The sequence below is a fragment of the Mesoflavibacter sp. SCSIO 43206 genome, assembly GCF_019904215.1.
Classification (GTDB): Bacteria; Bacteroidota; Bacteroidia; order Flavobacteriales; family Flavobacteriaceae; genus Mesoflavibacter; species Mesoflavibacter zeaxanthinifaciens.
Genome location: NZ_CP063201.1, coordinates 596,601 through 621,863 on the forward strand (window position 1 = coordinate 596,601; position 25,263 = coordinate 621,863).

Sequence of the window (25,263 nt, forward strand, 5' to 3'; positions counted from 1 at the left end):
ACAGTGCTTATTTTATGAATTTCAAAAATACGAATAAAGTAAGACACAATATTATTAAAATTTTTTAATTTTTTGTAATCGAGCTATTTACTAGATTTTTTTGTTTAACTTTAGGATAATCAATTAATCAACAACTAATTAGCTTATGAGAAATTTTACTTTACTTTTATTATCCATTATTTTTTCAATTAGTGCTTATAGCCAATGCACTACTACTACAGGTGGAAATTATGGAAACTTGGTTATGGTCAACGATGGTACAGCAGAACAAATTGCTGCAGATAATTGGCCAAACGCAGAATATTCTGCTATTGAAGGCTTAATTATAGGGAACACCTATACCGTTACAGGAACAAATACTACTAGCATATATATTACTGTTGCAGAAATCGACTGGCAAAATCCTGTTGTAGGAGGTACAGTATTAGCACATGGTGCTTCTTCTGTATCTTTTACTGCTACTACTACAGATGTCATAATTCATTGGCATTTAAATGCAACTTGTCAAACCCAAGATTCTGACGCAACAGTAACTACAATACAATGTACAAGTCCTTCTTGTACCTGTACTGCTACAATGATGCCTGATGCTGCAAATATTACTTATCCTGCTAATGGCGCTATCGATGTACCAATTGATATGACAGATCCAGCAAATCCAGTTATAAACGGTTTTGCATGGACAGATAATGGCGCTGCTACTACGTACGACTTAAATCTATTAACTGTGGGAACTGTTACTGGTGTTACAAGTCCTGTTAACATAACTTATGGTTCTTGGGCTTATGATACAACCTATACTTGGAATATTACTTCTACTAATTGTTTAGGAACAGTAACTAGTGCTAATTACACTTTTACAACCGAAGCTGATCCTAATTTATCTACAGATGAATTTAACATTAAACCATTTAGTATTTATCCTAATCCGACATCAGACTTTATAAAAATTAAAACAGAATTAACTATAAATTCTGTTGAAGTTTTTAATCAATTAGGACAAAAAGTATTATCACTAAATAATGACCAAATAATAGACAACTCCATAAATGTAAAAGAGTTTAATAACGGTATTTATTTTATGACTATTACCGCTGAAGAAAGGAAAGAAACTTTTAAATTTATAAAAGAATAATTACACTTAATTATATTTAAAAAGCGATTTCAAAATAATTGAAATCGCTTTTTTTATTTACTCTTATTGGCTAATTGACCACAAGCGGCATCTATATCTTTACCTCTACTGCGCCTAACTGTTACCGTTATATTATTAGCTTCTAATACATTTTGATACATGTCAATAGCTTCTGTGTTTGCTTGCTGAAACTCGCCATCATCAATTGGATTATATTCGATTAAGTTAACTTTACTTGGTGCAAATTTGCAAAACTTAACTAATGCATCTACATCTTTACGTTTATCGTTTATACCTTTCCAGACTACATATTCATAAGTTATCCTATTTTTTGTTTTAGCATACCAATACTCTAAAGCTTCTCTTAAATCTGATAAAGGAAATGTTGCGTTAAATGGCATTATTGATGTTCTTACCTCATCTATTGCAGAGTGTAATGATACTGCTAATTTAAATTTCACCTCATCGTCTGCCATTTTCTTTATCATTTTTGGCACTCCTGAAGTTGACACCACAATACGTTTTGGAGACATCCCTAAACCTTCTGGTGAGGTTATTTTGTCTATTGCCTTTAATACGTTGTTGTAGTTCATTAATGGTTCTCCCATTCCCATAAACACAATATTACTTAAGGGTCTATCATTGTATAATCTACTTTCTCTGTCTATAGCTACGACTTGGTCATAAATTTCGTCTGGATTAAGATTACGCATACGTTTTAAACGTGCTGTAGCGCAAAACTTACAATCTAAACTACAACCTACTTGACTAGAAACACATGCTGTTGTACGTGTACTGGTTGGTATTAAAACCGACTCGACCACCAAACCATCATGTAGTTTTACAGCATTTTTTACTGTACCATCACTACTACGCTGTAAAGTATCTACTTGTATATGGTTAATTACAAAGTTGTCTTCTAGCATTTGACGTGTTTCTTTTGAGATATTGGTCATATCTTCAAAAGTATGAACGCTTTTACTCCATAACCATTCATATACTTGATTACCTCTAAAGGCTTTGTCGCCTTGAGACACAAAAAAATCTCTTAATTGGTCTTTGGTTAATGCGCGTATGTCTTTTTTCTTTGTTTCCATAGATTTTGCAAAGCTACAAATTATGATTTATCCTTTGTGTAAGTGATTGATTTATTTAATGTAATAGTCTTTGGCTGGCGCATTAGCGGTTAAGGCTTTGTTGAAGCTCTTTTTGTGTTGTTGCGTATATGCAACACAAAAAAGCGACTGCCGAAAACGCGACCCTTTAAGGTAATGCCATAAAAAAACCTCTTCTTATTGACATAAAAAGAGGTTAATTTTTATTTGTTTTTATTTTACAGAATTAACATGGCGTCACCATAACTGTAAAACTTGTATTTTTCTTTAACAGCTTCTTCGTAAGCATGCTTAACAAAATCGTGTCCTGCAAATGCAGAAATCATCATTAATAATGTTGATTTTGGTGTATGGAAGTTTGTAATCATTGAATTAGCAATACTAAAATCATATGGTGGGAAAATAAATTTATTTGTCCAACCTTCTATCTCGTTTAACGTACCGCTTGAAGATACCGAGCTTTCTATAGCACGCATTGCTGTAGTACCAACTGCGCATACACGACGTTTTTCGGCTTTTGCGTTATTGATTATTTTTACTGCTTCTGGTCCTATTTTTAGCTCTTCGCTATCCATTTTATGTTTAGAAAGATCTTCTACCTCTACTGGGTTAAATGTACCTAAACCTACGTGTAATGTTACTTCTGCAAAGTCTACACCTTTAATTTCTAAACGTTTTAACAAATGTTTTGAGAAGTGTAATCCTGCTGTTGGTGCTGCTACTGCGCCTTCTTCTTTTGCAAAAATGGTTTGGTAACGCTCTTCGTCTTCTGGCTCTACTTCTCTTTTAATATATTTTGGTAATGGCGTTTCTCCTAACTCATTTAATTTTCTACGAAACTCTTGGTAAGATCCATCGTAAAGAAAACGTAGTGTACGACCACGAGATGTTGTGTTATCTATTACCTCTGCAACTAAAGACTCGTCATCTCCAAAATACAATTTGTTACCTATACGAATCTTACGCGCTGGATCTACTAATACATCCCAAAGACGTTGTTCTTCGTTTAATTCTCTTAATAAAAATACTTCTATACGTGCTCCTGTTTTTTCTTTGTTACCAAATAAACGTGCAGGAAAGACTTTGGTATTATTAAGAATCATCACGTCTTTTTCATCAAAATAATCGATTAAGTCTTTAAACATTCTGTGTTCGATTTTTTGAGTATCTCTGTGCAATACCATTAAACGAGACTCGTCTCTATTTTCTGCTGGATATTCTGCTAAAAGTTCTTCTGGTAAGTCAAAGTTAAAATGTGATAATTTCATCTAGTTGCTTTATTTTATTTACAAGTTGCAAATATACAATCTGAAACTAGGCGTTGTCAAGTAAATGAGCAATTATTATTTTTTGTTCAACTATAACAAGGGTTTACAGAGCTAAATTAAAACCTAAAGTTTTTAAATCTTCCCAAAATGTTGGATATGACTTAGAAACGACTTTGTAATCTTTAATTATAATATCTGTTTTTAACGCTAATGGTGCAAATGCCATAGCCATTCTGTGGTCATTATAGGTATCTATTTCGATACTTTTTAAAATTGAATTTGACGCTTCTAGAGTTAAGCTATCATTAGTTATAGACACATTACCTCCAAGTTTTTCTATTTCGGTTTTTAAAGCAACTAATCTATCTGTTTCCTTTATTTTTAAAGTGTGCAAACCAGTTAAATGACAAGACAAGCCTAAGCCAAATGCTGTTACTGCAATAGTTTGAGCTATATCTGGTGCTTCTTGCAAGTTTAACTCTTTGATTGATTTTGCTTCGGAAGTTTTTGAAATTGTTACGGAGTTATTATTAAACTCAGTCGAAACTCCAAATGTTTTATAAATCTGTGCTAAAACAGAATCGCCTTGCAAACTTTCCTTTTTATAAGATGAAATAGTAACATTAGCACCTATATCTGAAAGTGCTATAATACTATAAAAATAGGATGCAGAAGACCAATCGGACTCTACTACCAAATTTTTATTTTCTTTTATATTTAGTAATCGCTTTACTGTAATTACATTATCTTTAAAAGAAGATTCTACGCCTATTTGTGATAATAAATTAAGCGTCATTTTAATATATGGAATAGATGTTATTGTTCCTTCTAAAGTTAACTTTAGTCCGTTTTCTAATTTAGGAGCAATTAACAATAATGCAGAAATATATTGACTACTAACATTGGCTTTTAAAATAACTTTATTGCCTGTTAGTTGTTTTCCTTTTATGATCAATGGTGGAAAACCTTCGTTTTCTTTATATGAAATATCTGCACCAATTTGTCTTAAAGCATCAACTAATATGGCTATTGGTCGCTCTTTCATACGTTTAGATCCAGTTAATTCTACTTCTCTATTTTTTTGAGTAGAATAGAATGCTGTTAAAAAACGCATTGCTGTACCAGCATGATGTATATCTATAATTCTATCTGATGATTTTAATGCCTTTTGCATTAATTGACTATCGTCTGAATTTGACAGGTTTTCAATGTTAACACTTGGATATAACGCTTGTAATAACAACAATCTATTTGATTCGCTTTTTGAGCCTGTTATAGCTATTTTTTTTTTGCTTGATATGGTAGATTTATGGAGTTGTAAATTCATCTATCTATGATTTACTTTAATTTTTGATTGTTATGGTGCCTGTCGTGATCGCGTTTTGTTTTTAAGTCCAGCTTTTTATCAAAAGCGTCTTGCAAGTCTACTCCTGTTTGATTAGCTAAACATAAAACTACAAACATAACATCTGCCAACTCTTCACCTAAATCTTTATTTTTATCGCTTTCTTTTTCACTTTGTTCTCCGTAACGTCTTGCAATAATACGTGCTACTTCACCTACTTCTTCTGTAAGTTGCGCCATATTAGTAAGCTCGTTAAAATATCTTACTCCATGGTTTTTAATCCAATTATCTACTTCTTGCTGTGCGTTTTTGATATTCATATCTTACTTTTTTTAGTTATTAAAGGCATTAAAAATGTATAAAATAAGCCCATTGATAATCCAAAAAACAAGCCCATTTTGATTAACTGACTTAAGGAATAGCTATTATCTAAAAAGTAATGTATTAAAGAAAACATTATAGCATTAAAAATAAATGCTACGATAAAAGTTCTAATTTTTTGCTTCATTTTTATTCTTTGTTTTTCGAATCTATGATAATTGTAACTGGTCCATCATTTACTAAAGCAACTTTCATATCGGCACCAAATTGTCCTGTTTGAATAGGCTTTTGTAAGTCTGCTTCGCAAATTTTTATAAAACTTTCGTAAAGCGGAATTGCAACATCTGGTTTTGCTGCTTTTATATAACTTGGTCTATTGCCTTTTTTAGTACTGGCATGTAACGTAAATTGACTTACCACAATAACATCGCCATCAATATCTTTTACAGACTTGTTCATTACACCGTTTTCATCAGAAAAAATACGGCAATTCATTATTTTGTTAACTAACCAATTAATGTCTTCTTGCGTGTCTTCTTCTACAATTCCTACTAAAACTAATAGACCTTGTTCTATTTTAGCTACTGTTTGGTTATCTATAGTGACATTTGCTTGACTAACACGTTGCAATACAACTTTCATACTTATTCTTTATCCCAATTATCAGTTCGGTAATGTTCTTCTTCTCCTTCTAAAATTTGCACATAACTTCTATATCGTGATGCCGCAATTTCATCATGTTCTAAAGCATTTTTCACAGCACATTTTGGCTCTTCCAAATGCAAACAATTATTGAATTTACAATCTTGTTTTAAAGCGAAAAACTCAGGAAAATAATCGCCTACTTCTTCTCTTTCCATATCAACAACTCCAAAACCTTTAATCCCTGGAGTATCTATTATTTTTGCATCAAAACTTAAATCAAACATTTCAGCAAAAGTAGTAGTATGTTGTCCTTGCATATGCTGCATGGATATTTCTTTAGTTTTTAGATCTAAAGAAGGCTCTATAGCATTTACCAAAGTAGATTTTCCTACACCAGAATGACCTGTAAACATACTTACTTTACCAGACATCATACTTTTGACCTTATCTATATTTTTTCCTGTTTTTGCTGAAATGCCAACACACTCGTATCCTATTTGCCTATACACATGTGCCAAATACCTTACCTCATTTAGTGTATCTTGATCATAAGTATCTACCTTATTAAACAAAAGTACAGCCTTAATATCATAAGCTTCTGCAGTAACCAAAAAACGGTCTATAAAACTGGTAAATGTTGGTGGATTATCAATCGTTACTAACAAAAATACCTGATCAATATTAGAAGCAATTATGTGTGTTTGCTTAGACAGATTAACCGATTTTCTTACAATATAATTCTCGCGTTCATGGATTTTATTAATAACACCGGTTTCTTCGTTATTTTTATCATCTAGTTCAAAATCTACAAAATCTCCAACAGCAATTGGATTGGTACTTTTTATTCCTTTTAAACGGAATTTACCTTTTATTCTACACTCGTAAGTCTGACCTAATTCGGTCTTTACTGTGTACCAGCTTCCTGTAGATTTATAAACGCGTCCTGTCATTTGTACAAATATGATGAATAATCGCCTTTAATGCAATAAAATTTAATTGTAAATAATTGATGTATATTAGCATCAAACTATTAATCAATTTAACATTATTATGAAAAAATCTTTATTCTTAATCGCAATCATTGCAATCGCTTTCACATCAATCTCTTTTATTAACAAACCTGCTCAAGTTGAATACAAGGTTGTTACTGCTGTAGAATCTATTGTTCCTAACGGTATTGGTCGTTCTAGAATGATAATGGCTACAGAAGACAAAGACTATCAAGAATTTACCACTTTAAGAAGTGACGACAAAGATAAAGACGAAAAAAATAAATCTAAAAGAGACGAAATAAGAGTTAAAAATTACGAAGAAACTAAACTTTTAAACTTTTATAATTTAGGAGGAATTAGATTTCAAAATATTGCTGCTAACGATGCTGTAATGTCTTCTAAAATTAATGCTATGATTAGCGAAGGTTGGGAATTAGCATTTGTAAATACTGGTGTAGAAAGTGAAGGTGGAAAAGGTGACGGAAAAGGTATTTTTATTACTAGATATACATTTAAACGTGTAAAATAATCTAAAAACAACATCATAAAAAAAGCCTTTTTCAATTACTGAAAAAGGCTTTCTTAATTTTTAAGACTTAATAATCTTCTCTTGATGATTTATAGATTCTTGATGAATAGCTTTAAATAGCTTTAAAATAAACTCTTCGCTTAATCCTTTTTGCTCGCCTTCTAATACCATTTTTCCTAAAATTTCATTCCAACGTTTGCTTTGTAAAACGGCTACGTTTTTTTCTTTTTTAAGCTGTCCAATACTATCTGCTACTTGCATACGCTTTCCTAAAAGCTCTATAATTTGGTTATCTACAACATCAATTTTAGCTCTTAAATTGGCTAAGTCTCTATTAAACTCTGCTTCAGGATCGGTTTCTTTTCTAATGCGTAAGTCTTTCATAATTTGCACTAAACTACTTGGTGTAACTTGTTGTGCAGCATCACTCCACGCATTATCTGGATCAAAATGAGTTTCGATCATTAATCCATCAAAGTTTAAATCTAATGCGGTTTGTGATACGTCAAAAATCATATCACGTTTACCAGTAATATGTGACGGATCGTTAATTAACGGTAAATCCGGAAACTTAGTTTGCAGCTCGATAGCTAATTGCCATTCTGGATTGTTTCTGTATTTTGTTTTTTCATACGTTGAAAATCCTCTATGTATTACGCCTAACTTTTTAATATCTGCAGTCGCTAAACGCTCTATTGCGCCTAACCATAACGGTAAGTCTGGATTTACAGGGTTTTTAACTAATACTACTTTATCTGTTCCTTTTAAAGCATCTGCAATTTCTTGTACGATAAATGGACTAACTGTAGATCTTGCTCCTATCCACAATAAATCAATGTCATGCTCTAGCGCTAATTCTACGTGTGCACGATTGGCAACTTCGGTAGCTGTTTTTAATCCTGTTTCTTCCTTTACTTTTTGTAACCATTTTAAACCTAATGCACCAACACCTTCAAAATTACCTGGTCTCGTACGTGGTTTCCAGATTCCTGCTCTGTAATAGCTTACGTCTGTATCTTTTAGATCATGAGCGATTTTTAAAACTTGTTCTTCGGTTTCTGCGCTACATGGTCCTGCAATTACTAAAGGATGATCTAATTGTAAATCGTCCAACCATGTTCTTAATTCTTTCTTGTTTTCCATTTCTTTTTCTGAATTTAACCTACCAGGTTGTATTAATGTATTCCGTTTAAAATTTGTTTTATATAATTGGTGTCTTTCATTGCTTTGTAAACCGATTGAAAATCGTCTTCTACAATCATTTGTTTAAACATTGAAAGATTTTGAATATACTCTTCTAAAGTCTCTACGACATTTTGTTTATTCTGCTCAAAAATTGGTGTCCACATTTCTGGGCTACTTTTTGCAAGCCTAACTGTACTTTCAAAACCAGATCCTGCCATATCAAAAATATCGCGTTCGTTTTTTTCTTTTTCTATTACTGTTTTTCCTAACATAAACGAACTAATGTGTGATAAATGCGACACGTATGCTATGTGTTTATCATGCGATTCTGGATTCATGTAACGCATGCGCATACCTATTTTTGAAAACACATTTAAAACTTGTTCTTGTAATTTTGAAGCTGTTTTTTCAACTTCACATATAATATTTGTTTTGTTTTTAAATAAATTTTGAATAGCTGCTTTTGGACCAGAAAACTCGGTACCTGCAATTGGATGTGTTGCTAAAAAATTACGACGTTTTGGGTGATTATCTACCGCTTTACAAATAGCTTGTTTTGTAGAACCAACATCTATCACTACCGAAAAATCAGATACTTTATCCAATACTTTTGGCAACTCATTTACTGCAACATCTACTGGAATTGCAAGCACTACCAAATCTGCATTTGGTAAATCTTCATAAGTTGCTTTTTGATCAATAACACCTAGTTCTTGCGCTTCAATTAAATGCGCTTCGTTTTTATCAATACCATAAATGATACAGTCTGGCAACGCATTTTTAAAATCTAATGCCAAGCTACCGCCAATTAAACCTGTTCCTATGATGTATATATGTTTCATTATAATCTACTAATTGCGTCTTTAATTTGTGCTTCTTTAGCGCAAAGAGAAAAACGAATATATCCTTCGCCTTGCGAACCAAAAACGGTTCCTGGTGTAATAAACACGCTGTTGTTGTATAAAATTTGGTCTATAAATGCTTCAGAGGTTTTACCTTCTGGTAACTTTGCCCAAACAAATAATCCTGTTGCATTTTTATCGTAAGTGCAATCTAATTTATCGGCTAATTGCCAAACAAGTTCGCGTCTATTTTTATAAATTTCATTTAAACTTTTGTACCAAGCAGATGAACATTTTAAAGCTTCTATCGCACCTTTTTGAATCCCGTAAAACATACCAGAATCCATATTACTTTTTACTTTTAAAATGGCATTGATATGTGCTGCATGTCCTAAAACCATTCCAACTCGCCAACCTGCCATATTAAATGTTTTGCTTAACGAATTTAGCTCTAAAGCGACATCTTTTGCACCTTCAACATCTAAAATACTAATCGGATTATCGTTTAAAATAAAGCTATACGGATTGTCATTTATTAATAAAATATTGTGCTTTTTAGCAAATGTGACTAACGTTTCTAAATCGGCTTTTGTTGCTTTTGCACCTGTTGGCATATGCGGATAACTGGTCCACATTAATTTAACTTTGCTTAAATCTTGCTGCTCAATAGCTTCAAAATTTGGTAGCCAATTATTGGTTTCATCTAAATTATAATGTATTGGTGTTGCTTGTACCAATTGTGTTACCGAGCTGTAAGTTGGGTAACCAGGGTTTGGGATTAAAACGGCATCGCCTTCATTTAAAAACGCTAAAGAAATGTGCATGATACCTTCCTTGCTTCCCATAAGCGGTAAAACTTCGGTATCTGGATTTACTGCAACATTAAATTCGGTATTATAAAAATCTGCAATTGCTGTTCTTAATTCTGGTAATCCTTGGTAACTCTGGTATTTGTGCGCCACAGGATGCACTAAACTATCTATCAAAACATCAACCACTTGTTTTGGTGGCTCTAAATCTGGACTTCCTATTCCTAAATTAATAATTGGTTTTCCATCTTTAATTAATTGATTGACTTCTTTTAACTTACGAGAAAAGTAGTATTCTTGAACGCTATGTAATCGATCTGCAACTTTCATTATAGTTTTGCGTTTTTATAGGTTCCTAAAATTTTAAAATGTGTTGCCATTATTGTCATAATTGATGCTGCTTTTTCAAAATCTTCATAAGCTTCAAAAGTGACATCGACAAAGAATGAATATTTCCAAGGTGTTTCAATTTTTGGTAAGGATTGTATTTTGGTAAGGTTTAGTTTACAATCGCTCATCACATTTAAAATTGTTGCCAAACTTCCTCTTTTATGGTCTAATTCAAATTTTAATGACGCTTTATTAATTTCGTTTTTATGATTGTTAATTGGTTGCGTTTTTACAATAGCAAATCGGGTTTGATTGTGCTTTATGGTTTGAATACTTTCGGCTAAAATGTCTAAGTTAAAAATCTCTGCCGCTAAAGTACTTGCTATTGCTGCAACACCTTTTATTTGCTGCGTCTCAATTTTTCTTGCCACATCTGCAGTATCTTTATCTTCTACCAGTTTGATATGCGGATAGTCTTTAAAAAACGATTTGCATTGTAATAGCGCCATAGGATGACTGTGTACTTCTTTTATATCTGCAATTGTTTGGTTTGGTAACGCCATTAATTGATGTTGCACATCCAAATAATGCTCGCCAACAATGTGTAAATTATTATTATCTATTAACGCATAATTTGGCAAAATAGAACCAGCAATTGAGTTTTCTAACGCCATAATTGCTGTCTCTGCGGTATTATTAAATAAGGACGCAACAGTTTCATCAAACGTTAAACACTCTATTACATGTTGTGTGCTACCGTAATAATTTAACGACACTATATGATGAAAAGAGCCTTTTATACCTTGTATTGCTATTGTTTTTGTCATAAAAAAAAAGTCCCGATTAAATCGAGACTTTGTATTGAATTTATGTTGTTTAAATTACACATATAACGTCTCGTTCTTTTTGTTAAAAAAGAAATAAAACCAGTTATAATATGTATTTAAAATTGTGTTCATCGTTGTTTTGTTATTGCTAAAGTAGACAATTAATTGAAAAATCAAAATACTAAAGACTGAAATTATGAGTTTTATAACAAGTTTTAAAGATTTTGATACAATTAAGCTTTTAAATTATAGAATGTTTATTTTTGAAGAAACATATTAGCATGTCAATAAAAGTTAAAAACATCACTAAACAATTTGGATATCAAAAGGCATTAAACAATGTATCTTTTAGCGTTAATCGTCCAGAAATTGTTGGATTTTTAGGTCCTAATGGCGCAGGAAAATCGACAATGATGAAAATTTTAACCACTTACCTTTCTCCTACTTCTGGAAACGCTGAAGTAAATGGGCATGCAGTCTCTAACCAACAAAAGCAAGTACAAAAAAGTGTTGGCTACTTACCAGAGCACAATCCTTTATATTTAGACCAATACGTGCGTGAGTATTTACGATTTAATGCAAACGTATATAACGTTGACAAATCTAGAGTTGAAGAGGTTATTGAACTTACTGGATTAACACCAGAAGCACATAAAACAATTGGGCAACTCTCTAAAGGTTACAGACAACGTATTGGTTTAGCTAATGCGTTATTGCATAATCCTGAAGTTTTAATTTTAGACGAACCTACAACTGGTTTAGATCCAAATCAATTAGTAGACATCAGGCAATTAATTAAAGGCTTAGGCAAAGACAAAACCGTCTTTTTATCTACGCACATTATGCAGGAAGTAGAAGCTATGTGTGATCGTGTTATTATTATTAATAAAGGTGAAATTGTTGCCGATAAAAAATTAAGTGAATTACGCGAAGGACAAGAACAAACTGTTATTGTCGAGTTTGATTATCGCGTAGAAGATACGTTTTTACTTAAACTTCCGCATGCTAAAAGCGTGAAAAATGTTCACGATTTTATTTATGAAATTGTGTTTGATACCACAACAGATATGCGTGCTCATGTATTTGATTTCGCACATGATAATGAGTTGAAGATTCTTCAGTTAAATCAGAAAAATGCGAGTTTAGAAAGTTTGTTTAGGGAATTGACGAGTTAAGCAGAATTAACTTAAAGTCTTTTTGTAAATTCTTATTGACACTAATTACACTAATTTACACAAATTCTTTATGTATTTTTAATTGTATCCAAAACAACATCTATACACTTTTAGATTCCTGCTTTCGCAGGAATGTTACTCAAAAATAACCCGACCATCAAATTGCTCGGTAACATCAATAATTGGCGGAGTATTAACTGCGATAACATTTCCTGTGCTTACTAGGTTTGCTTTAAGTTCTTGTTGCGGGTTTACAATAATATCGTTACTTCCACGATGATAAATAGTCACGTTTTGCGCCACAAGATATCGTCCTTCAAAACGTCCATCTCCTGATGCATGACTTATGTTTAAATGTTCTGTAGAACCAGAAATTATATTTGTTGTTAGATTGTTAATTACAACTCTTAATGTTGTGCAATTAACTTCTAAATTAAAATTACCTACGTTATAATAATCTCCACCATAATCTTCAGACAGTAATTTTAATTCCTCAAAATTTAAAACACCAACGCTATGCACATCTAAAGTGCTACTATTTCTAATTTCGGTTAGGTTTGGTACAGTAACATGTACTTTAGTGATACCGTAATCTCTAGTTAAATTACAGGAATTGTTGTCTTTTAAAATCAATCGGTCGTTTTGTACATAAACCTCAACATCGTTAATTAAATTTTCACCAGTTTCTACTAAAACACTTGGTGTTGCGCCTTGAGTTATAAATAACTCAACATTTTTATATACCGTGATTTTTGAAAATGTACCAACTTCAAAAGTTTGTTGAATGATATCTCCTGCACTTTGAATGCAGTCTGGCGCATCTTCTTGATTGCATCCAAAAACAAAAAATAGGGTAATTATGTATAGTATTTTTTTCATTTTTTTACTCTTTACTTTATCGTCAAACGCTAACCATTGGTTTTACCTGCGTTAGCGATTAAGGTTTTGTCGGAGCTCTTTTTGTGTTGTTGCACATACGCAACACAAAAAAGCGACTACCGAAAGCGCGACCCTTGTGGTAACGCCCAAATTTTATAATCTAATTCCAACTCCAAATTCTACAGCTTCTGCTTTTGCTCCATGAGATTTTAGGGTTAATGCTCCAAAAATTTTATCTCCAAAGTAACGTTTTAAACCAACACGACTGTAGACACGACCTTCAAAATCAAAAGGATAATACACGTAATAACCTAACTGCGTCACTAAGGACGTTTTGCTAATAAACAACTCATGCCCAACAAATGCACCAATACGTTTGTAATCTTCGTCTCCGCTAACATTATCTAAAGGAAAAGCTACTGACTTATACTCGATATGCTTCTTTAGAAAGTTTGAAAAAAACACATCTGTTCCTAATTGGATGGCGCTTTTACGATTTAATCTTTTATCTGCATAAGCAGACACAATGTAAAATGCGTATTGACCAGAATTGATGATATCGCTCTCGTTTACACCTGTTCTAAAAGCGAAGTTGTATTTAATTTTTTCGGTAAAGGTTTTGTCTTCTGTATTTGGGATATATTCTGGTAATTGATCTGCATCCAATACATAATTTACACCTAAATTAAATGTAATACTGTTTATTGAACTGTTTGGCGCTTTTACATTAGCGTTAGAATAATGGATTAAAGATAATCCTGTTTGTAACCCTAAACCTTTAAACAAGTTTTCTTTTTTGTAGTTAAGCATCAAATATGTCGAGCTTAATAAATGTGTCCCAAACGCATTATTACGATAATTTTCTAGTTTGTCGTAAGGATTTGTGTTGTAGGCTAATCCTTGACCAATTCTAAACATTAAATGTCTTTTTAAAAAGTAGAAATTATAATGTGCGTATAACCCAAAATTGTTACCTAAAGTTTTATTTTGAAGGTTTTGGTAGATAAAAGACGCACCATAATCCGGATAATTATATCTGCTTTGCCAAGCTTGATCACCAAAGGTTTTTTGGTTATAACTTAATATTACGCCAGTTGGATGACCTTTAATTAAATGCGAAATATCAGTATTATGTTCGGCTATATTTCCGTAAAAATAATTAGCGTCTAAAGAGAATGGTCGCTTGTCTTCCTGAGCAAAAATTAATGTTGTAATACAACAACAAATTAGGGCTAGTTTTAGTTTCATCTTAATAATTAATGAAACAAAAGTAATGGTTTTTTAAAATACTAATTTTATTAATCAAATAAATCTGAAGATAAGTATCTGTCTCCTCTATCACATATAATCACAACAACTGTTCCTTGGTCTAAATTTTTAATCAATTTTAATGCAGTTGCAACAGCGCCACCACTACTCATTCCTGCAAAAACGCCTTCTTCTTTTGCTAACCGTTGTGTCATTGCTTTAGCTTCTTCTGTACTAACTTCAAAAACTTGATCTACTTTGTTTTTATCAAATATTGTTGGCACGTAAGCTGGTGACCATTTTCTAATTCCTGGGATTTTTGATCCATCGGTAGGTTGCGCACCAACTATGGTGATGTTATTATTTTTTTCTTTTAAAAAAGTAGATGTACCCATAATGGTTCCTGTTGTTCCCATTGCAGATACAAAATGTGTTACTTTTCCGTTAGTATCTCTCCAGATTTCTGGACCTGTAGTTTTGTAATGTGCTTTCCAGTTATCATTATTTTCAAACTGATTTAATAGTGTATATCCTTTTTCATCACGAAGTTTAAAAGCCACATCTCTTGAGCCTTCAATACCGTCTTCTGCAGATGTTAGGATAACTTCTGCACCATAAGCTTTCATCGTTTTCACTCGTTCTTCAGTAGAATTTTCAGGCATGATTAATTTCATTTTTAAGCCTAATAAGTTTGCTATAAAAGCTAATGCTATTCCTGTATTACCGCTTGTTGCTTCTACTAAAGTATCTCCTTTTTTTATATCTCCTCTTTTTAAAGCTTCGTTTATCATGTTATAAGCCGCTCTATCCTTAACACTAGCACCAGGATTGTGTCCTTCTAATTTAAAATATAAGGTCACGTTTTTATTTGGGTTGATACTTATGGACTTTACTAAAGGCGTGTTTCCTATAAGGTTTATGATACTTTTATTACTCACTTTTTGTTCTGATTTTATATTCTTTTTTATAGGTTAACGTTGAATTTTGAGGAACATTTTCTGTTACACATACATTAGCACCTATAATGGTATTAGAGCCAATAACAATATCGCCTAACACTGTAGCATTGGCATAAATAACCACATTTTTTTCTATAGTTGGATGTCTTTTTGTATCTGCAAGACTTTTTAATACATGTAATCCGCCAAGTGTAACACCTTGATAAATTTTCACTTCATCCTTTATGATTGTGGTTTCTCCTATTACAATTCCTGTACCGTGATCTAAGAAAAACGAATCGCCAATAGTTGCTCCTGGATGAATATCTATACCTGTTATACCATGCACATATTCACTCATCATTCTTGGTAAAATCCTAACACCAAGTTTTAATAACTGATGACTTAAACGGTGTATTGAAATTGCATAAAAACCTGGATATGCTAAATAGATTTCTTCTACGCATTTATTTGCAGGGTCATTATCTTGAAAAGCTTTTGCATCTAAATGCAATTTTTCTCTAATTGAAGGCAGACTTGAGTTGAAATCATTCCAAATTTGAGTTGTATCATTTACTCCTAAAGCTGTAGTTATTTCTAAAAATTTTTCTTCTAAAAATTGAGAATCCTCAGCTTGTTCGTCAAACATAAAGTAGTAAAGTCTTTTGGTAAAAACTTCTACTTTATCTTTTAATCTTACGTTTATTGTTAAAGCCATTAAAGTGTTTATCTAACAGCTACAAAGATAAAGCTTAATTAACTAGCGGCTTGTTTATATTTTGTTAAGGCTTCTTTATTTAAGTTTGAGTATTGAAAAATAGGTTTTAAAATTTTTGAAAGCTGCTCAAACTCTATTAAAAACGCATCATGACCATGTATTGATTTAATTTCTGAAATAGATATATTTTCTTTTTTAGGTTTTAGTTGAATATAAGTATCCCAGTTATGATCTGATAAAAACAAACCATCTGTATTTATCGTTATTAGATGAATTTGTCCTGATATTTTTGAAACTTTGCTAATAAACTCCTCTTTTGTTTTGGCAACTTCAATGGTTTTTAGCAAATGATTCATCAATTTATAGGAAGACAATTGAAACCTATTTTTTAATGTATTACCATGATATTGCAACCAATTTTCTATTGCATAATAATTAGCTTCTTTTTGATTATTAAACTTATGATTGAAAGATGTTGCTGTGCGATAAAATGTCATAGCATGCATACGCGCATCTTCTATTGGTCGATTAGAATTATTTAAAATATTATCTTGAATAAAAACATTACCTATCAACCAATCGTCTGCTTTCCAATGACTAGCTACAACAACTATATTATCAAATAGATTTGGATTATTTACTGCCAAATACCAAGTAATACCGCCACCTAAAGAGGCACCTATTACAGTATGTATGCTGTCAATATTTAGTGTATAAAGCCCAATTTCAAAGATTTTTGCAATATCATTTACTGTAAAATCTTTATAGTTATTTATTATATTTTCTTCTTTATTATCAAAGCCATTACCTGGTATGTTAAAGCATAAAATTGTATATTTTTGGGTATCAATTATGTTTTGATCGCCTACAACATCGTTCCACCAACCATTAATTCCTGTTACATTTGAGTTTCCGGTTAATGCATGATTAATAAGAACTATTGGTGCTGTGTGTAAAGCTTGCCCAAATATTTGATATGTTAAGTCTATTGATTTTGTTTGACCGTTGCTTAACGCAAAATCATATATTGATATATGTTGTAATTTTCTCATAATTGCAGATTTTTTAAAATAGACTTCGCACTTCACTTTTTCATATAAAATGCGAAGCTATTTCTTACTAATAACTAAAAATAAAACATGCTATTTTTAAGCCAATACTGACTTTTCTACAACATTAAAAGCTTCTTTTAAATCAGCTTTTAAATCTTCAATATTTTCTAAGCCAACAGATAGTCTAATTAAGTCTTTTGTAACACCTGTATCTTCTTGAGACACATCACTAAGTTGTTGATGTGTTGTACTAGCTGGATGAATAATTAATGATTTTGAGTCTCCAAAATTTGCTACTAAATCAAACAGTTTAGTTGTATTTACTATTTTTTTTGCAGACTCATAACCGCCTTTTACTCCAAAAGTTAACACACCACTTTGTCCTTTTGGCAAATACTTTTGTGCTAAAGAATAGTACTTACTGGTTTCTAAACCTGGATAGTTTACCCAATTAACTTCTGGTTGTTCTTGTAACCATTTGGCTAGTTGTAGTGCATTATCACTATGCTTACTTAAACGTAATTCTAAAGTTTCTAATCCTTGTATGATTTGAAACGCATTAAACGGACTTAAAGCACTACCGTAATCACGCAAACCTTCTATTCTTATTTTTGCAATAAATGCAGCAGCACCAATAGCTTCGCTATATACTAATCCATGATACCCTGGTGATGGTTCTGTAAATTCTGGAAATTTACCATTTGTCCAATCAAATGTTCCTGCATCAATAATAATTCCTCCTAATGAAGTCCCATTACCTGAAATGTATTTTGTTAAAGAATGAATAACAATGTTTGCACCATATTCTATTGGGTTTAATAAATATGGCGTTGGCACTGTATTATCAACAATTAATGGTACTTTGTGTGCTTTTGCTACTTTAGAAATACTTTCTAAATCTAAAACATCTAATTTTGGGTTTCCTAAAGATTCCACAAAAATAGCTCTTGTATTTTCTTTTGTAGCTTTACTAAAATTATCAGGATCTGAAGGATCTACAAAAGTGGTCGTTATACCATGTCTTGGCAAGGTTACACTTAATAAATTATACGATCCGCCATAAAGACTATTTGAAGCAACAATATGGTCTCCTGCTTTAAGTAATGTTAGCAATGTAGTTGCTATTGCAGATGTGCCAGAAGCTGTTGCTACTGCAGCAATACCGCCTTCTAAAGCAGCTAATCGTTGTTCTAAAACATCTGTTGTTGGATTGTTTAATCTAGTGTAAATAAACCCAGGAACTGACAGATTAAATCTTCCTGCTGCGTCATCTGCATTATCAAAAACATATGCTGTGTTTTGATAAATTGGGACTGATCTTGTTCCTCCATGTTGACTAGCGTCATGACCTGCGTGCAACGCTTGGGTTGCAAATTTTTGTGTACTCATTTTTCTAAGTTTTTGAGTTAATAAATAATTAAACCAAAAGCCAAATAAGCCTCGTAAGAAGCGTACTTAATAGAAAAATGTTATAAGAAAAATAGCAATTACAGATGAGTAATTACGTGTTGGTTATCTATCCGAGAATGCGAGAAATGATTCGCACTTTCAAGTAGAATTTAGCACCTTCTTAGTAAGTCTAAGGGTTGCTAAGGCTTCATTGGGTCTATTCCCTCTGCCTTTCTTGATAACATTTCAGTAAGTTATTGAACTTTGTGAGCACAAATATTCAAATACAAAAACTTAAAATCCAAATAATTTATACTAAAATTTTTAAAAAAGATAAAAATCACTATTGGTTTTCTTGCAAAAACTTCTCTCTAATCACCTGGTCTACAGGCTTGTTTTTAACTTTACTTTCTAGCCAAGAAATGATATCTAAATATAAAAATGCACGACGTTCAAAAGGGTGATTTTCATAAACTTTCAACTTTTCAAGTAAAGATTTAAATGCTTTTTTAATGTCTTGTGGATAAATATCTTGCAAATTTCTAATAAATTTTATCATCTCTTTTTGCACTTCGTGCAACTCATTCATTTGTATTAAAAATTTATAAGTTGTACGCAATAAAGTTTCTAAATGATAATCTAAACCAGCTTCATAATGCGCGACTAAATTTAAAACTCTAGAAAAACATAACAAATCTTCTCTCATAGTTAAAGATTTGTTTGAAATTATTTTATCTAAATAAAAAATGCATGCTTTATTATTACCAGACCCAAAATGTAAGCTAGCAAATTTGTAATAGAAAATCATGGTATGATGCTCGTCAATCCTATCCTTAAAACGCTCTAATTCTTTATCAATTTCTGGGATTAATTTTACACCTTCTTTAAAACTTCCATCAATAAAAAAAGAATTGATTTTATTTAAATTGAAGTACAAAAACGAAAGAGCTTCTACATTTTCATCTTTAGGGAAATTTTTATCTTCTATAACTGCTTGAAATTTATTTAAAGCTTCGTCAAATTTATTTTTGTTTTTTATAAAAAAAAGTGATTCTAACAAGTAGTTATTTCCTTTTAAGAAGAAAACAGGATTTAGGCTTATCATTGAAGGATTTTCATAAAAAAGATCAACCCACTTTAAGGCATATTTATAGCAATTTTTAAAGTCTTGTAGTAAAAAGCTATACCACAAATAAGCGTTATACAACCATAATTTTTCTCTAAATCCTAAATCTTTTATTTTGTATTTAGGCAATCTAGCTTTAAAATAATCACTAACCTCATTACCTTCTGCTTCACTTTTTACATAGCCAGTTTTAAGAATAATACTATAAAGCTGAAGTGATAGATTTGACAACTTACTTGCTATCATGTTTTGAGCACTTAACTCTTTTGCTTGAACAGTTAACTCATCTGCCCTACTACTAATACTTCTGGTTATGTATTGAGATTCTATAACTTTTTCAAATTCTACAATTTCATAAGCTAAGTTTTTTTCTTCATTTTGTACGGCTAGATCTTTGGCTTTATCCAATATTTTTAGACTCTGTTTATAGAGTCCTTTATGATATAAAATAGAAGCAAAATCTAACTGTTCTCTAATTTGAGAACGTATGTTTTGATGAGATGGGCTTAACTTAAGACTTATTAAAATTTGCTTATATAAATGTGCTTTGACATTGGCTAATTGCTGTTTTTTAATTTCAGTAGACTTTAAAATTGCAATTTCATCATACTCTTTTAACTTATCTAAGACATTAAAAAGGTTTAAAAATTTAGAGTCACTATTTACTCCTAACCTACCTACATACAATTTAAATTGACGTTTTTCTGACTTAGTTAAAGATTTAACTAGTATAAATAAATTATCTTTTTGGTCTTTAGTCATCAATAAACATGTTATTTAACTCACTTATTTACAAGTACTTATGTGTGTTTTTAGAAACTGAACATCGTAAGATATCAATTAGCCATTATGTGTTAGACATACCAAAGTATAAATTAGTAAGTCAATAGAAAAATAATTCTCTCTTAAAATGTCTAAAAACACAATTCAAATATTTGATACTACACTTAGGGACGGAGAGCAAGTCCCAGGTTGTAAATTAAATACAGAACAAAAAGTAGTCATTGCAAAGCAACTAGACTTACTTGGTGTTAATGTAATAGAAGCTGGATTTCCTGTATCTAGTCCTGGCGACTTCCAATCGGTAGAAGCAATTTCTGAAATTGTAAAAAATGCTACTGTTTGTGGCTTGACAAGAGCTGTAGAAAATGATATTAAAGTTGCTGCAGAAGCTTTAAAAAAAGCAAAATCACCTAGAATCCACACAGGAATTGGCACTTCAGATTCTCATATAAAATTCAAATTTAAATCAAACAGAGATGCTATTATCGATCGTGCTTTTGAAGCGGTTAAGTATGCAAAATCCTTTGTTGAAGATGTCGAATTTTATGCCGAAGATGCTGGTCGTACAGAAAACAAATATTTAGCACGTGTTTGTGAAGCTGCCATAAAAGCTGGCGCAACAGTTTTAAATATTCCAGACACAACAGGCTATTGCTTACCTAGTGAATATGGTGCAAAAATAAAATACTTAAAAGAAAATGTAAAAGGCATTGAAAATGCCATACTTTCTTGTCATTGCCATAACGATTTAGGTTTGGCAACAGCAAATTCTATAGAAGGCGTAATTAATGGTGCAAGACAAATAGAATGCACTATTAACGGTATTGGAGAACGTGCTGGTAACACTGCTTTAGAAGAAGTTGTTATGGTTTTAAAACAACATCCATATCTTAATTTAGACACCTCAATTAACACAAAACACCTTTACGGCATCAGCCAATTGGTAAGTGAAAATATGGGTATTTACACGCAACCAAATAAAGCTATAGTTGGCGCAAATGCGTTTGCACATAGCTCTGGTATACATCAAGATGGTGTAATTAAAAATCGTGAAACTTACGAAATTATCGATCCAAAAGACGTTGGCGTAACCGAAAGCGCAATTGTTTTAACTGCTCGTAGCGGAAGAGCTGCTTTAGCTTACCGAGCTAAAAATATTGGTTACGAATTAACAAAACTTCAGTTAGACGACGTGTATGCAAACTTTTTAAGTTTTGCAGACAAGAAAAAAGAAATTAACGATAACGATATACACGAGATTATTGCAACTAGCAACGTGTATCAACAAATTATAAGCGCTTAATACAGCGTAAATATTAAAGATAATGACTAAAAAAACATTATTTGATAAAGTTTGGGACGCACATGTGGTAGATGCAATGGAAAATGGTCCGCAAATTTTATATATAGACAAACATTTAATACATGAAGTTACAAGTCCGCAAGCTTTTAATGAGCTAAAGGCACGTAACATTCCTATTTTTAGACCTGATCAGATTGTTGCAACAGCAGATCACAATACACCAACTGTAGATCAACATTTACCAGTTAAAGACGATTTATCAAGAAAGCAATTAAAACAACTTTCAGAAAATTGTAAAGCTAACAATATTACACTTTACGAGTTAGGTCATAAATACAATGGTATTGTTCATGTTATGGCACCAGAACTTGGTATTACTCAACCAGGAATGACCATAGTTTGTGGCGATAGTCACACTTCAACTCATGGTGCATTTGGATCTATCGCTTTTGGTATTGGTACTAGCCAAGTTGCACAAGTTTTTGCTAGTCAATGCCTATTATTAACCAAACCAAAAAGCTTAAGAGTTACCGTAAACGGAACACTAAAAAAAGGCGTTTTACCTAAAGATGTCATTTTATACATTATCGCTCAAATAGGCACCAATGCTGGAACTGGTTACTTCTGCGAATATGCTGGTGATGTATTTGAAAACATGTCTATGGAAGGCAGAATGACAGTTTGCAATATGAGTATTGAAATGGGCGCACGTGGCGGAATGATTGCTCCAGACCAAACTACTTTTGACTATATAAAAGACAGAGAATTTGCTCCAAAAGGAAAAGATTTTGAAGACAAAATAGCCTATTGGAAAACTTTACCAACGGACGAAGGTGCTATTTTTGATAAAGAATACACCTTTAATGCTGAAGATATCGAACCCATGATTACCTACGGTACAAATCCAGGAATGGGCATAAAAATCACCGATAATATACCGCAATTTAATGATGCATCGTTTGAAAAATCTTTAAAATACATGGATTTTAAAAAAGGTGAAAGTCTGATTGACAAAACCATTAATTACGTATTTATTGGCAGTTGCACCAACTCAAGAATTGAAGATTTTAGGATTGCAGCGCAATATGTAAAAGGTAAACAAAAAGCAGATAATGTAACTGCTTGGTTAGTACCAGGAAGCAAACAGGTAGAATCTCAAATAATTGAAGAAGGCTTAAAAAGTATTTTTGAAGATGCTGGTTTTAAGTTACGTCAACCTGGTTGTAGTGCTTGTTTAGCAATGAATGACGATAAAATTCCGGAAGGCGAATATTGCGTATCGACTTCAAATAGAAATTTTGAAGGTAGACAAGGTCAAGGATCTCGTACTATTTTGGCTAGTCCATTAGTTGCAGCCGCAACAGCTATTGAAGGAAAAATTATTGATGTAACTGCAACCAATTTTGTTACTGAAGAGATTTAAGACATGGAAAAATTTACAACATTACAATCTACAGCTATTCCATTAGCGATTGAAAATATAGATACCGATCAAATTATACCTGCGCGATTTTTAAAAGCTACAGACCGTAATGGTTTTGGCGAAAATGCGTTTAGAGATTGGCGTTTTAATAAAGACGGTTCAGTTAATACAGGTTTTGCATTAAACCAACTAGAATATAGCGGAAGCATCTTAGTTGCTGGTAACAATTTTGGTTGTGGCTCTAGTAGAGAACACGCTGCTTGGGCTTTGACAGATTACGGTTTTAAAGTTGTTGTCTCTAGTTTTTTTGCAGATATTTTTAAAGGAAATGCATTAAATAACGGTTTACTACCTGTACAAGTTAGTGACGATTTTTTAAAGGTACTTTTAAATGAAATTAAAGAGAATCCTAAAACTGAATTAATTGTAAATCTTGAAAACCAAACGATAAGCGTTGCCAACACTTCGTTTAAAGAACATTTTGAGATTGACCCTTATAAAAAAACATGCTTAATTAATGGTTATGATGATATTGACTATTTATTAAGCAAAAAAGAATTAATCACTCAGTTTGAAAACCAACGTAGCTAGTTAGCCTGCGTTAGCGATTGCAGTGGTATCCTTTTTACGTCAGTTTGAGTGATGCGACGTTAGGAGCATTGTACCGAAAACAGAGCAAAAAGATATAACGGAAAGCGCGACCCGATAGGGAAACGCCAATAAATTAATAATAACTAATAAAGCTAATTGCTTTAAAACATATACTATGAAATTAAATATTGCAGTGTTATCTGGTGATGGTATTGGACCAGAAGTTACGCATCAAGCTATAAAAATACTTAAAGCTATTGCACAAGAGTTTGACCATAGCTTTAGATTTAAAGAAGCGCCTGTTGGTGCTATTGCGATTGACCAAACTGGCAATCCTTTACCTGACGATACCTTAGCGCTTTGCAAGTCTAGTGATGCTATTTTGTTTGGAGCTATTGGCGATCCAAAATACGACAATGATCCTTCGGCAAAGGTTAGACCTGAGCAAGGTTTACTTAAACTACGTAAAGAACTTGGTTTATTTGCCAACATCAGACCTGTTAAGGCTTACGAGACATTATTAGGCAAATCTCCTTTAAAAAAGAGTATTATTGAAGGTACAGATATTAGTATTTATCGTGAGTTGACTGGCGGTATTTATTTTGGTGAAAAACAATTAAGTGAAGATGGAAATGTAGCTTCAGATTTATGCGAATATTCTCGGGAAGAAATTGAACGTATTGCGCATTTAGCATTTAAAGCAGCACAAAGCCGAAAGAAAAAAGTGACTTTGGTAGACAAAGCGAATGTCTTAGAAACATCACGTTTATGGCGAAAAGTAGTTACTGAACTAGCAAAAGAATATACAGATGTAGAATTAGACTTTTTGTTTGTTGATAATGCAGCAATGCAAATGATTTTAAACCCAAAACAATTTGACGTCATCTTAACAGAAAACTTGTTTGGAGATGTTATTAGCGACGAAGCTAGCGTTATTGGTGGCAGCATTGGATTATTAGCAAGCGCATCTGTTGGAGAAAAATACGCAATGTTTGAGCCAATACATGGCTCTTATCCTCAAGCAACTGGCAAAGGTATTGCAAATCCTATTGCCTCTATTTTAAGTGCTGCTATGTTACTTGAACATTTTGGACTTTACAAGGAAGCTGAAGTTATAAAAGCTGCTGTAGAAAAATCTTTACAGCTACATGTTACAACTCCAGATTTAAACACCAAATTTGATCACATTACAACAAATAAAGTTGGAGATTTTATAGAAGATTTTATCCATAATCCTAAGGATAGTAATTTAAATTTTACTAATATTCACTTAGGACAATCCACAATTATTTAAG

General features: G+C 32.2%; 25 protein-coding genes and 1 riboswitch. Of the genes, 7 read left to right on the forward strand and 18 right to left on the reverse strand.

Annotation, left to right across the window (positions count from 1 at the left end):
* Nucleotides 1-145: 145 nt before the first annotated feature.
* Complete coding sequence (locus INR78_RS03030; protein WP_223077409.1) at nt 146-1,135, forward strand: T9SS type A sorting domain-containing protein; 990 nt, start codon at nt 146-148, stop codon at nt 1,133-1,135.
* A 53-nt stretch (nt 1,136-1,188) separates the two neighbouring features.
* Here the strand turns inward: INR78_RS03030 and rlmN are convergent, their stop codons facing one another.
* From rlmN to rsgA, 7 genes are all read right to left on the reverse strand, one after another.
* Entirely contained in the window at nt 1,189-2,232 is a 1,044-nt protein-coding gene (rlmN, locus tag INR78_RS03035) for a 23S rRNA (adenine(2503)-C(2))-methyltransferase RlmN (protein WP_223077410.1), read from the reverse strand.
* Nucleotides 2,233-2,468: 236 nt separating this feature from the next.
* Nucleotides 2,469-3,518 carry a tRNA preQ1(34) S-adenosylmethionine ribosyltransferase-isomerase QueA gene (queA, locus tag INR78_RS03040; protein WP_106680121.1) on the reverse strand — a complete coding sequence of 350 codons (1,050 nt, stop codon included), beginning with the start codon at nt 3,516-3,518 and terminating at the stop codon, nt 2,469-2,471.
* A 103-nt stretch (nt 3,519-3,621) separates the two neighbouring features.
* Nucleotides 3,622-4,845, reverse strand: a complete 1,224-nt coding sequence (gene aroA, locus INR78_RS03045; RefSeq protein WP_223077411.1) for a 3-phosphoshikimate 1-carboxyvinyltransferase — start codon at nt 4,843-4,845, stop codon at nt 3,622-3,624.
* An 11-nt stretch (nt 4,846-4,856) separates the two neighbouring features.
* Nucleotides 4,857-5,183 carry a nucleotide pyrophosphohydrolase gene (locus INR78_RS03050; protein ID WP_027881088.1) on the reverse strand — a complete coding sequence of 109 codons (327 nt, stop codon included), beginning with the start codon at nt 5,181-5,183 and terminating at the stop codon, nt 4,857-4,859.
* Nucleotides 5,180-5,371, reverse strand: a complete 192-nt coding sequence (locus tag INR78_RS03055) for a hypothetical protein (RefSeq protein WP_223077412.1) — start codon at nt 5,369-5,371, stop codon at nt 5,180-5,182. Before INR78_RS03055 ends, INR78_RS03050 begins: the two co-directional genes overlap by 4 nt.
* A 2-nt stretch (nt 5,372-5,373) precedes the next feature.
* On the reverse strand, nt 5,374-5,826 hold the full coding sequence (dtd, locus tag INR78_RS03060; RefSeq protein ID WP_223077413.1) for a D-aminoacyl-tRNA deacylase: 453 nt from the start codon (nt 5,824-5,826) through the stop codon (nt 5,374-5,376).
* Nucleotides 5,827-5,828: 2 nt separating this feature from the next.
* A complete protein-coding gene (rsgA, locus tag INR78_RS03065; RefSeq protein ID WP_223077414.1) occupies nt 5,829-6,779 on the reverse strand; it encodes a ribosome small subunit-dependent GTPase A in 951 nt (316 codons plus the stop codon).
* Between the two features lie 100 nt (nt 6,780-6,879).
* Here rsgA and INR78_RS03070 point away from each other — a divergent pair, with 100 nt between their 5' ends.
* Nucleotides 6,880-7,350 (forward strand): hypothetical protein, encoded by a 471-nt coding sequence (locus INR78_RS03070; RefSeq protein WP_223077415.1) that lies wholly within the window; start codon nt 6,880-6,882, stop codon nt 7,348-7,350.
* A 60-nt stretch (nt 7,351-7,410) separates the two neighbouring features.
* On the opposite strand, the gene INR78_RS03075 is transcribed toward INR78_RS03070, so the two are convergent.
* From INR78_RS03075 to INR78_RS03090, 4 genes are read right to left on the reverse strand one after another with little or no spacing between them, the layout of a single operon-like run.
* Nucleotides 7,411-8,493, reverse strand: coding sequence for a bifunctional 3-deoxy-7-phosphoheptulonate synthase/chorismate mutase type II (locus tag INR78_RS03075; protein WP_223077416.1), 1,083 nt, complete (start codon nt 8,491-8,493; stop codon nt 7,411-7,413).
* Between the two features lie 32 nt (nt 8,494-8,525).
* A complete protein-coding gene (locus tag INR78_RS03080; protein WP_027881079.1) occupies nt 8,526-9,377 on the reverse strand; it encodes a prephenate dehydrogenase in 852 nt (283 codons plus the stop codon).
* Nucleotides 9,377-10,519 (reverse strand): pyridoxal phosphate-dependent aminotransferase, encoded by a 1,143-nt coding sequence (locus tag INR78_RS03085; protein ID WP_223078022.1) that lies wholly within the window; start codon nt 10,517-10,519, stop codon nt 9,377-9,379. The genes INR78_RS03080 and INR78_RS03085 overlap by 1 nt, the downstream gene beginning before the upstream one ends.
* Nucleotides 10,516-11,343, reverse strand: coding sequence for a prephenate dehydratase (locus INR78_RS03090; RefSeq protein WP_223077417.1), 828 nt, complete (start codon nt 11,341-11,343; stop codon nt 10,516-10,518). The genes INR78_RS03085 and INR78_RS03090 overlap by 4 nt, the downstream gene beginning before the upstream one ends.
* Nucleotides 11,344-11,624: 281 nt before the next feature.
* Between INR78_RS03090 and gldA the strand changes: the two genes are divergently transcribed.
* A complete protein-coding gene (gene gldA, locus INR78_RS03095) occupies nt 11,625-12,518 on the forward strand; it encodes a gliding motility-associated ABC transporter ATP-binding subunit GldA (protein ID WP_223077418.1) in 894 nt (297 codons plus the stop codon).
* A gap of 135 nt (nt 12,519-12,653) precedes the next feature.
* On the opposite strand, the gene INR78_RS03100 is transcribed toward gldA, so the two are convergent.
* The 7 genes from INR78_RS03100 to INR78_RS03130 form a co-directional block, all read right to left on the reverse strand.
* Nucleotides 12,654-13,397, reverse strand: a complete 744-nt coding sequence (locus INR78_RS03100) for a head GIN domain-containing protein (RefSeq protein ID WP_223077419.1) — start codon at nt 13,395-13,397, stop codon at nt 12,654-12,656.
* A 153-nt stretch (nt 13,398-13,550) separates the two neighbouring features.
* A complete protein-coding gene (locus INR78_RS03105; protein ID WP_223077420.1) occupies nt 13,551-14,645 on the reverse strand; it encodes an acyloxyacyl hydrolase in 1,095 nt (364 codons plus the stop codon).
* A 50-nt stretch (nt 14,646-14,695) separates the two neighbouring features.
* Nucleotides 14,696-15,583: a cysteine synthase CysM gene (gene cysM, locus INR78_RS03110; protein ID WP_223077421.1), complete on the reverse strand. Its 888-nt coding sequence runs from the start codon at nt 15,581-15,583 to the stop codon at nt 14,696-14,698.
* Nucleotides 15,576-16,301: a serine O-acetyltransferase EpsC gene (epsC, locus tag INR78_RS03115; RefSeq protein WP_223077422.1), complete on the reverse strand. Its 726-nt coding sequence runs from the start codon at nt 16,299-16,301 to the stop codon at nt 15,576-15,578. The genes cysM and epsC overlap by 8 nt, the downstream gene beginning before the upstream one ends.
* A 38-nt stretch (nt 16,302-16,339) precedes the next feature.
* Nucleotides 16,340-17,353, reverse strand: coding sequence for an alpha/beta fold hydrolase (locus tag INR78_RS03120; RefSeq protein ID WP_223077423.1), 1,014 nt, complete (start codon nt 17,351-17,353; stop codon nt 16,340-16,342).
* Nucleotides 17,354-17,449: 96 nt separating this feature from the next.
* Nucleotides 17,450-18,742, reverse strand: a complete 1,293-nt coding sequence (locus INR78_RS03125; protein ID WP_223077424.1) for an O-acetylhomoserine aminocarboxypropyltransferase/cysteine synthase family protein — start codon at nt 18,740-18,742, stop codon at nt 17,450-17,452.
* Between the two features lie 120 nt (nt 18,743-18,862).
* A riboswitch (SAM riboswitch) is annotated at nt 18,863-18,987 on the reverse strand.
* 98 nt (nt 18,988-19,085) lie between these two features.
* The gene (locus INR78_RS03130; protein WP_223077425.1) at nt 19,086-20,630 is read right to left on the reverse strand and encodes a hypothetical protein; all 1,545 of its coding nucleotides are present in this window, start codon (nt 20,628-20,630) and stop codon (nt 19,086-19,088) included.
* Nucleotides 20,631-20,778: 148 nt separating this feature from the next.
* On the opposite strand from INR78_RS03130, the gene INR78_RS03135 reads away from it, so the two are divergent.
* The 4 genes from INR78_RS03135 to leuB all read left to right on the forward strand — a co-directional run bounded on the left by INR78_RS03135 (nt 20,779) and on the right by leuB (nt 25,262).
* Nucleotides 20,779-21,954, forward strand: coding sequence for a 2-isopropylmalate synthase (locus INR78_RS03135; RefSeq protein WP_223077426.1), 1,176 nt, complete (start codon nt 20,779-20,781; stop codon nt 21,952-21,954).
* A gap of 22 nt (nt 21,955-21,976) precedes the next feature.
* The gene (gene leuC / locus INR78_RS03140; protein ID WP_223077427.1) at nt 21,977-23,377 is read left to right on the forward strand and encodes a 3-isopropylmalate dehydratase large subunit; all 1,401 of its coding nucleotides are present in this window, start codon (nt 21,977-21,979) and stop codon (nt 23,375-23,377) included.
* Between the two features lie 3 nt (nt 23,378-23,380).
* Nucleotides 23,381-23,968, forward strand: coding sequence for a 3-isopropylmalate dehydratase small subunit (leuD, locus tag INR78_RS03145; RefSeq protein WP_223077428.1), 588 nt, complete (start codon nt 23,381-23,383; stop codon nt 23,966-23,968).
* Between the two features lie 175 nt (nt 23,969-24,143).
* A complete protein-coding gene (gene leuB, locus INR78_RS03150) occupies nt 24,144-25,262 on the forward strand; it encodes a 3-isopropylmalate dehydrogenase (RefSeq protein ID WP_223077429.1) in 1,119 nt (372 codons plus the stop codon).
* Nucleotide 25,263 lies beyond the last annotated feature (1 nt).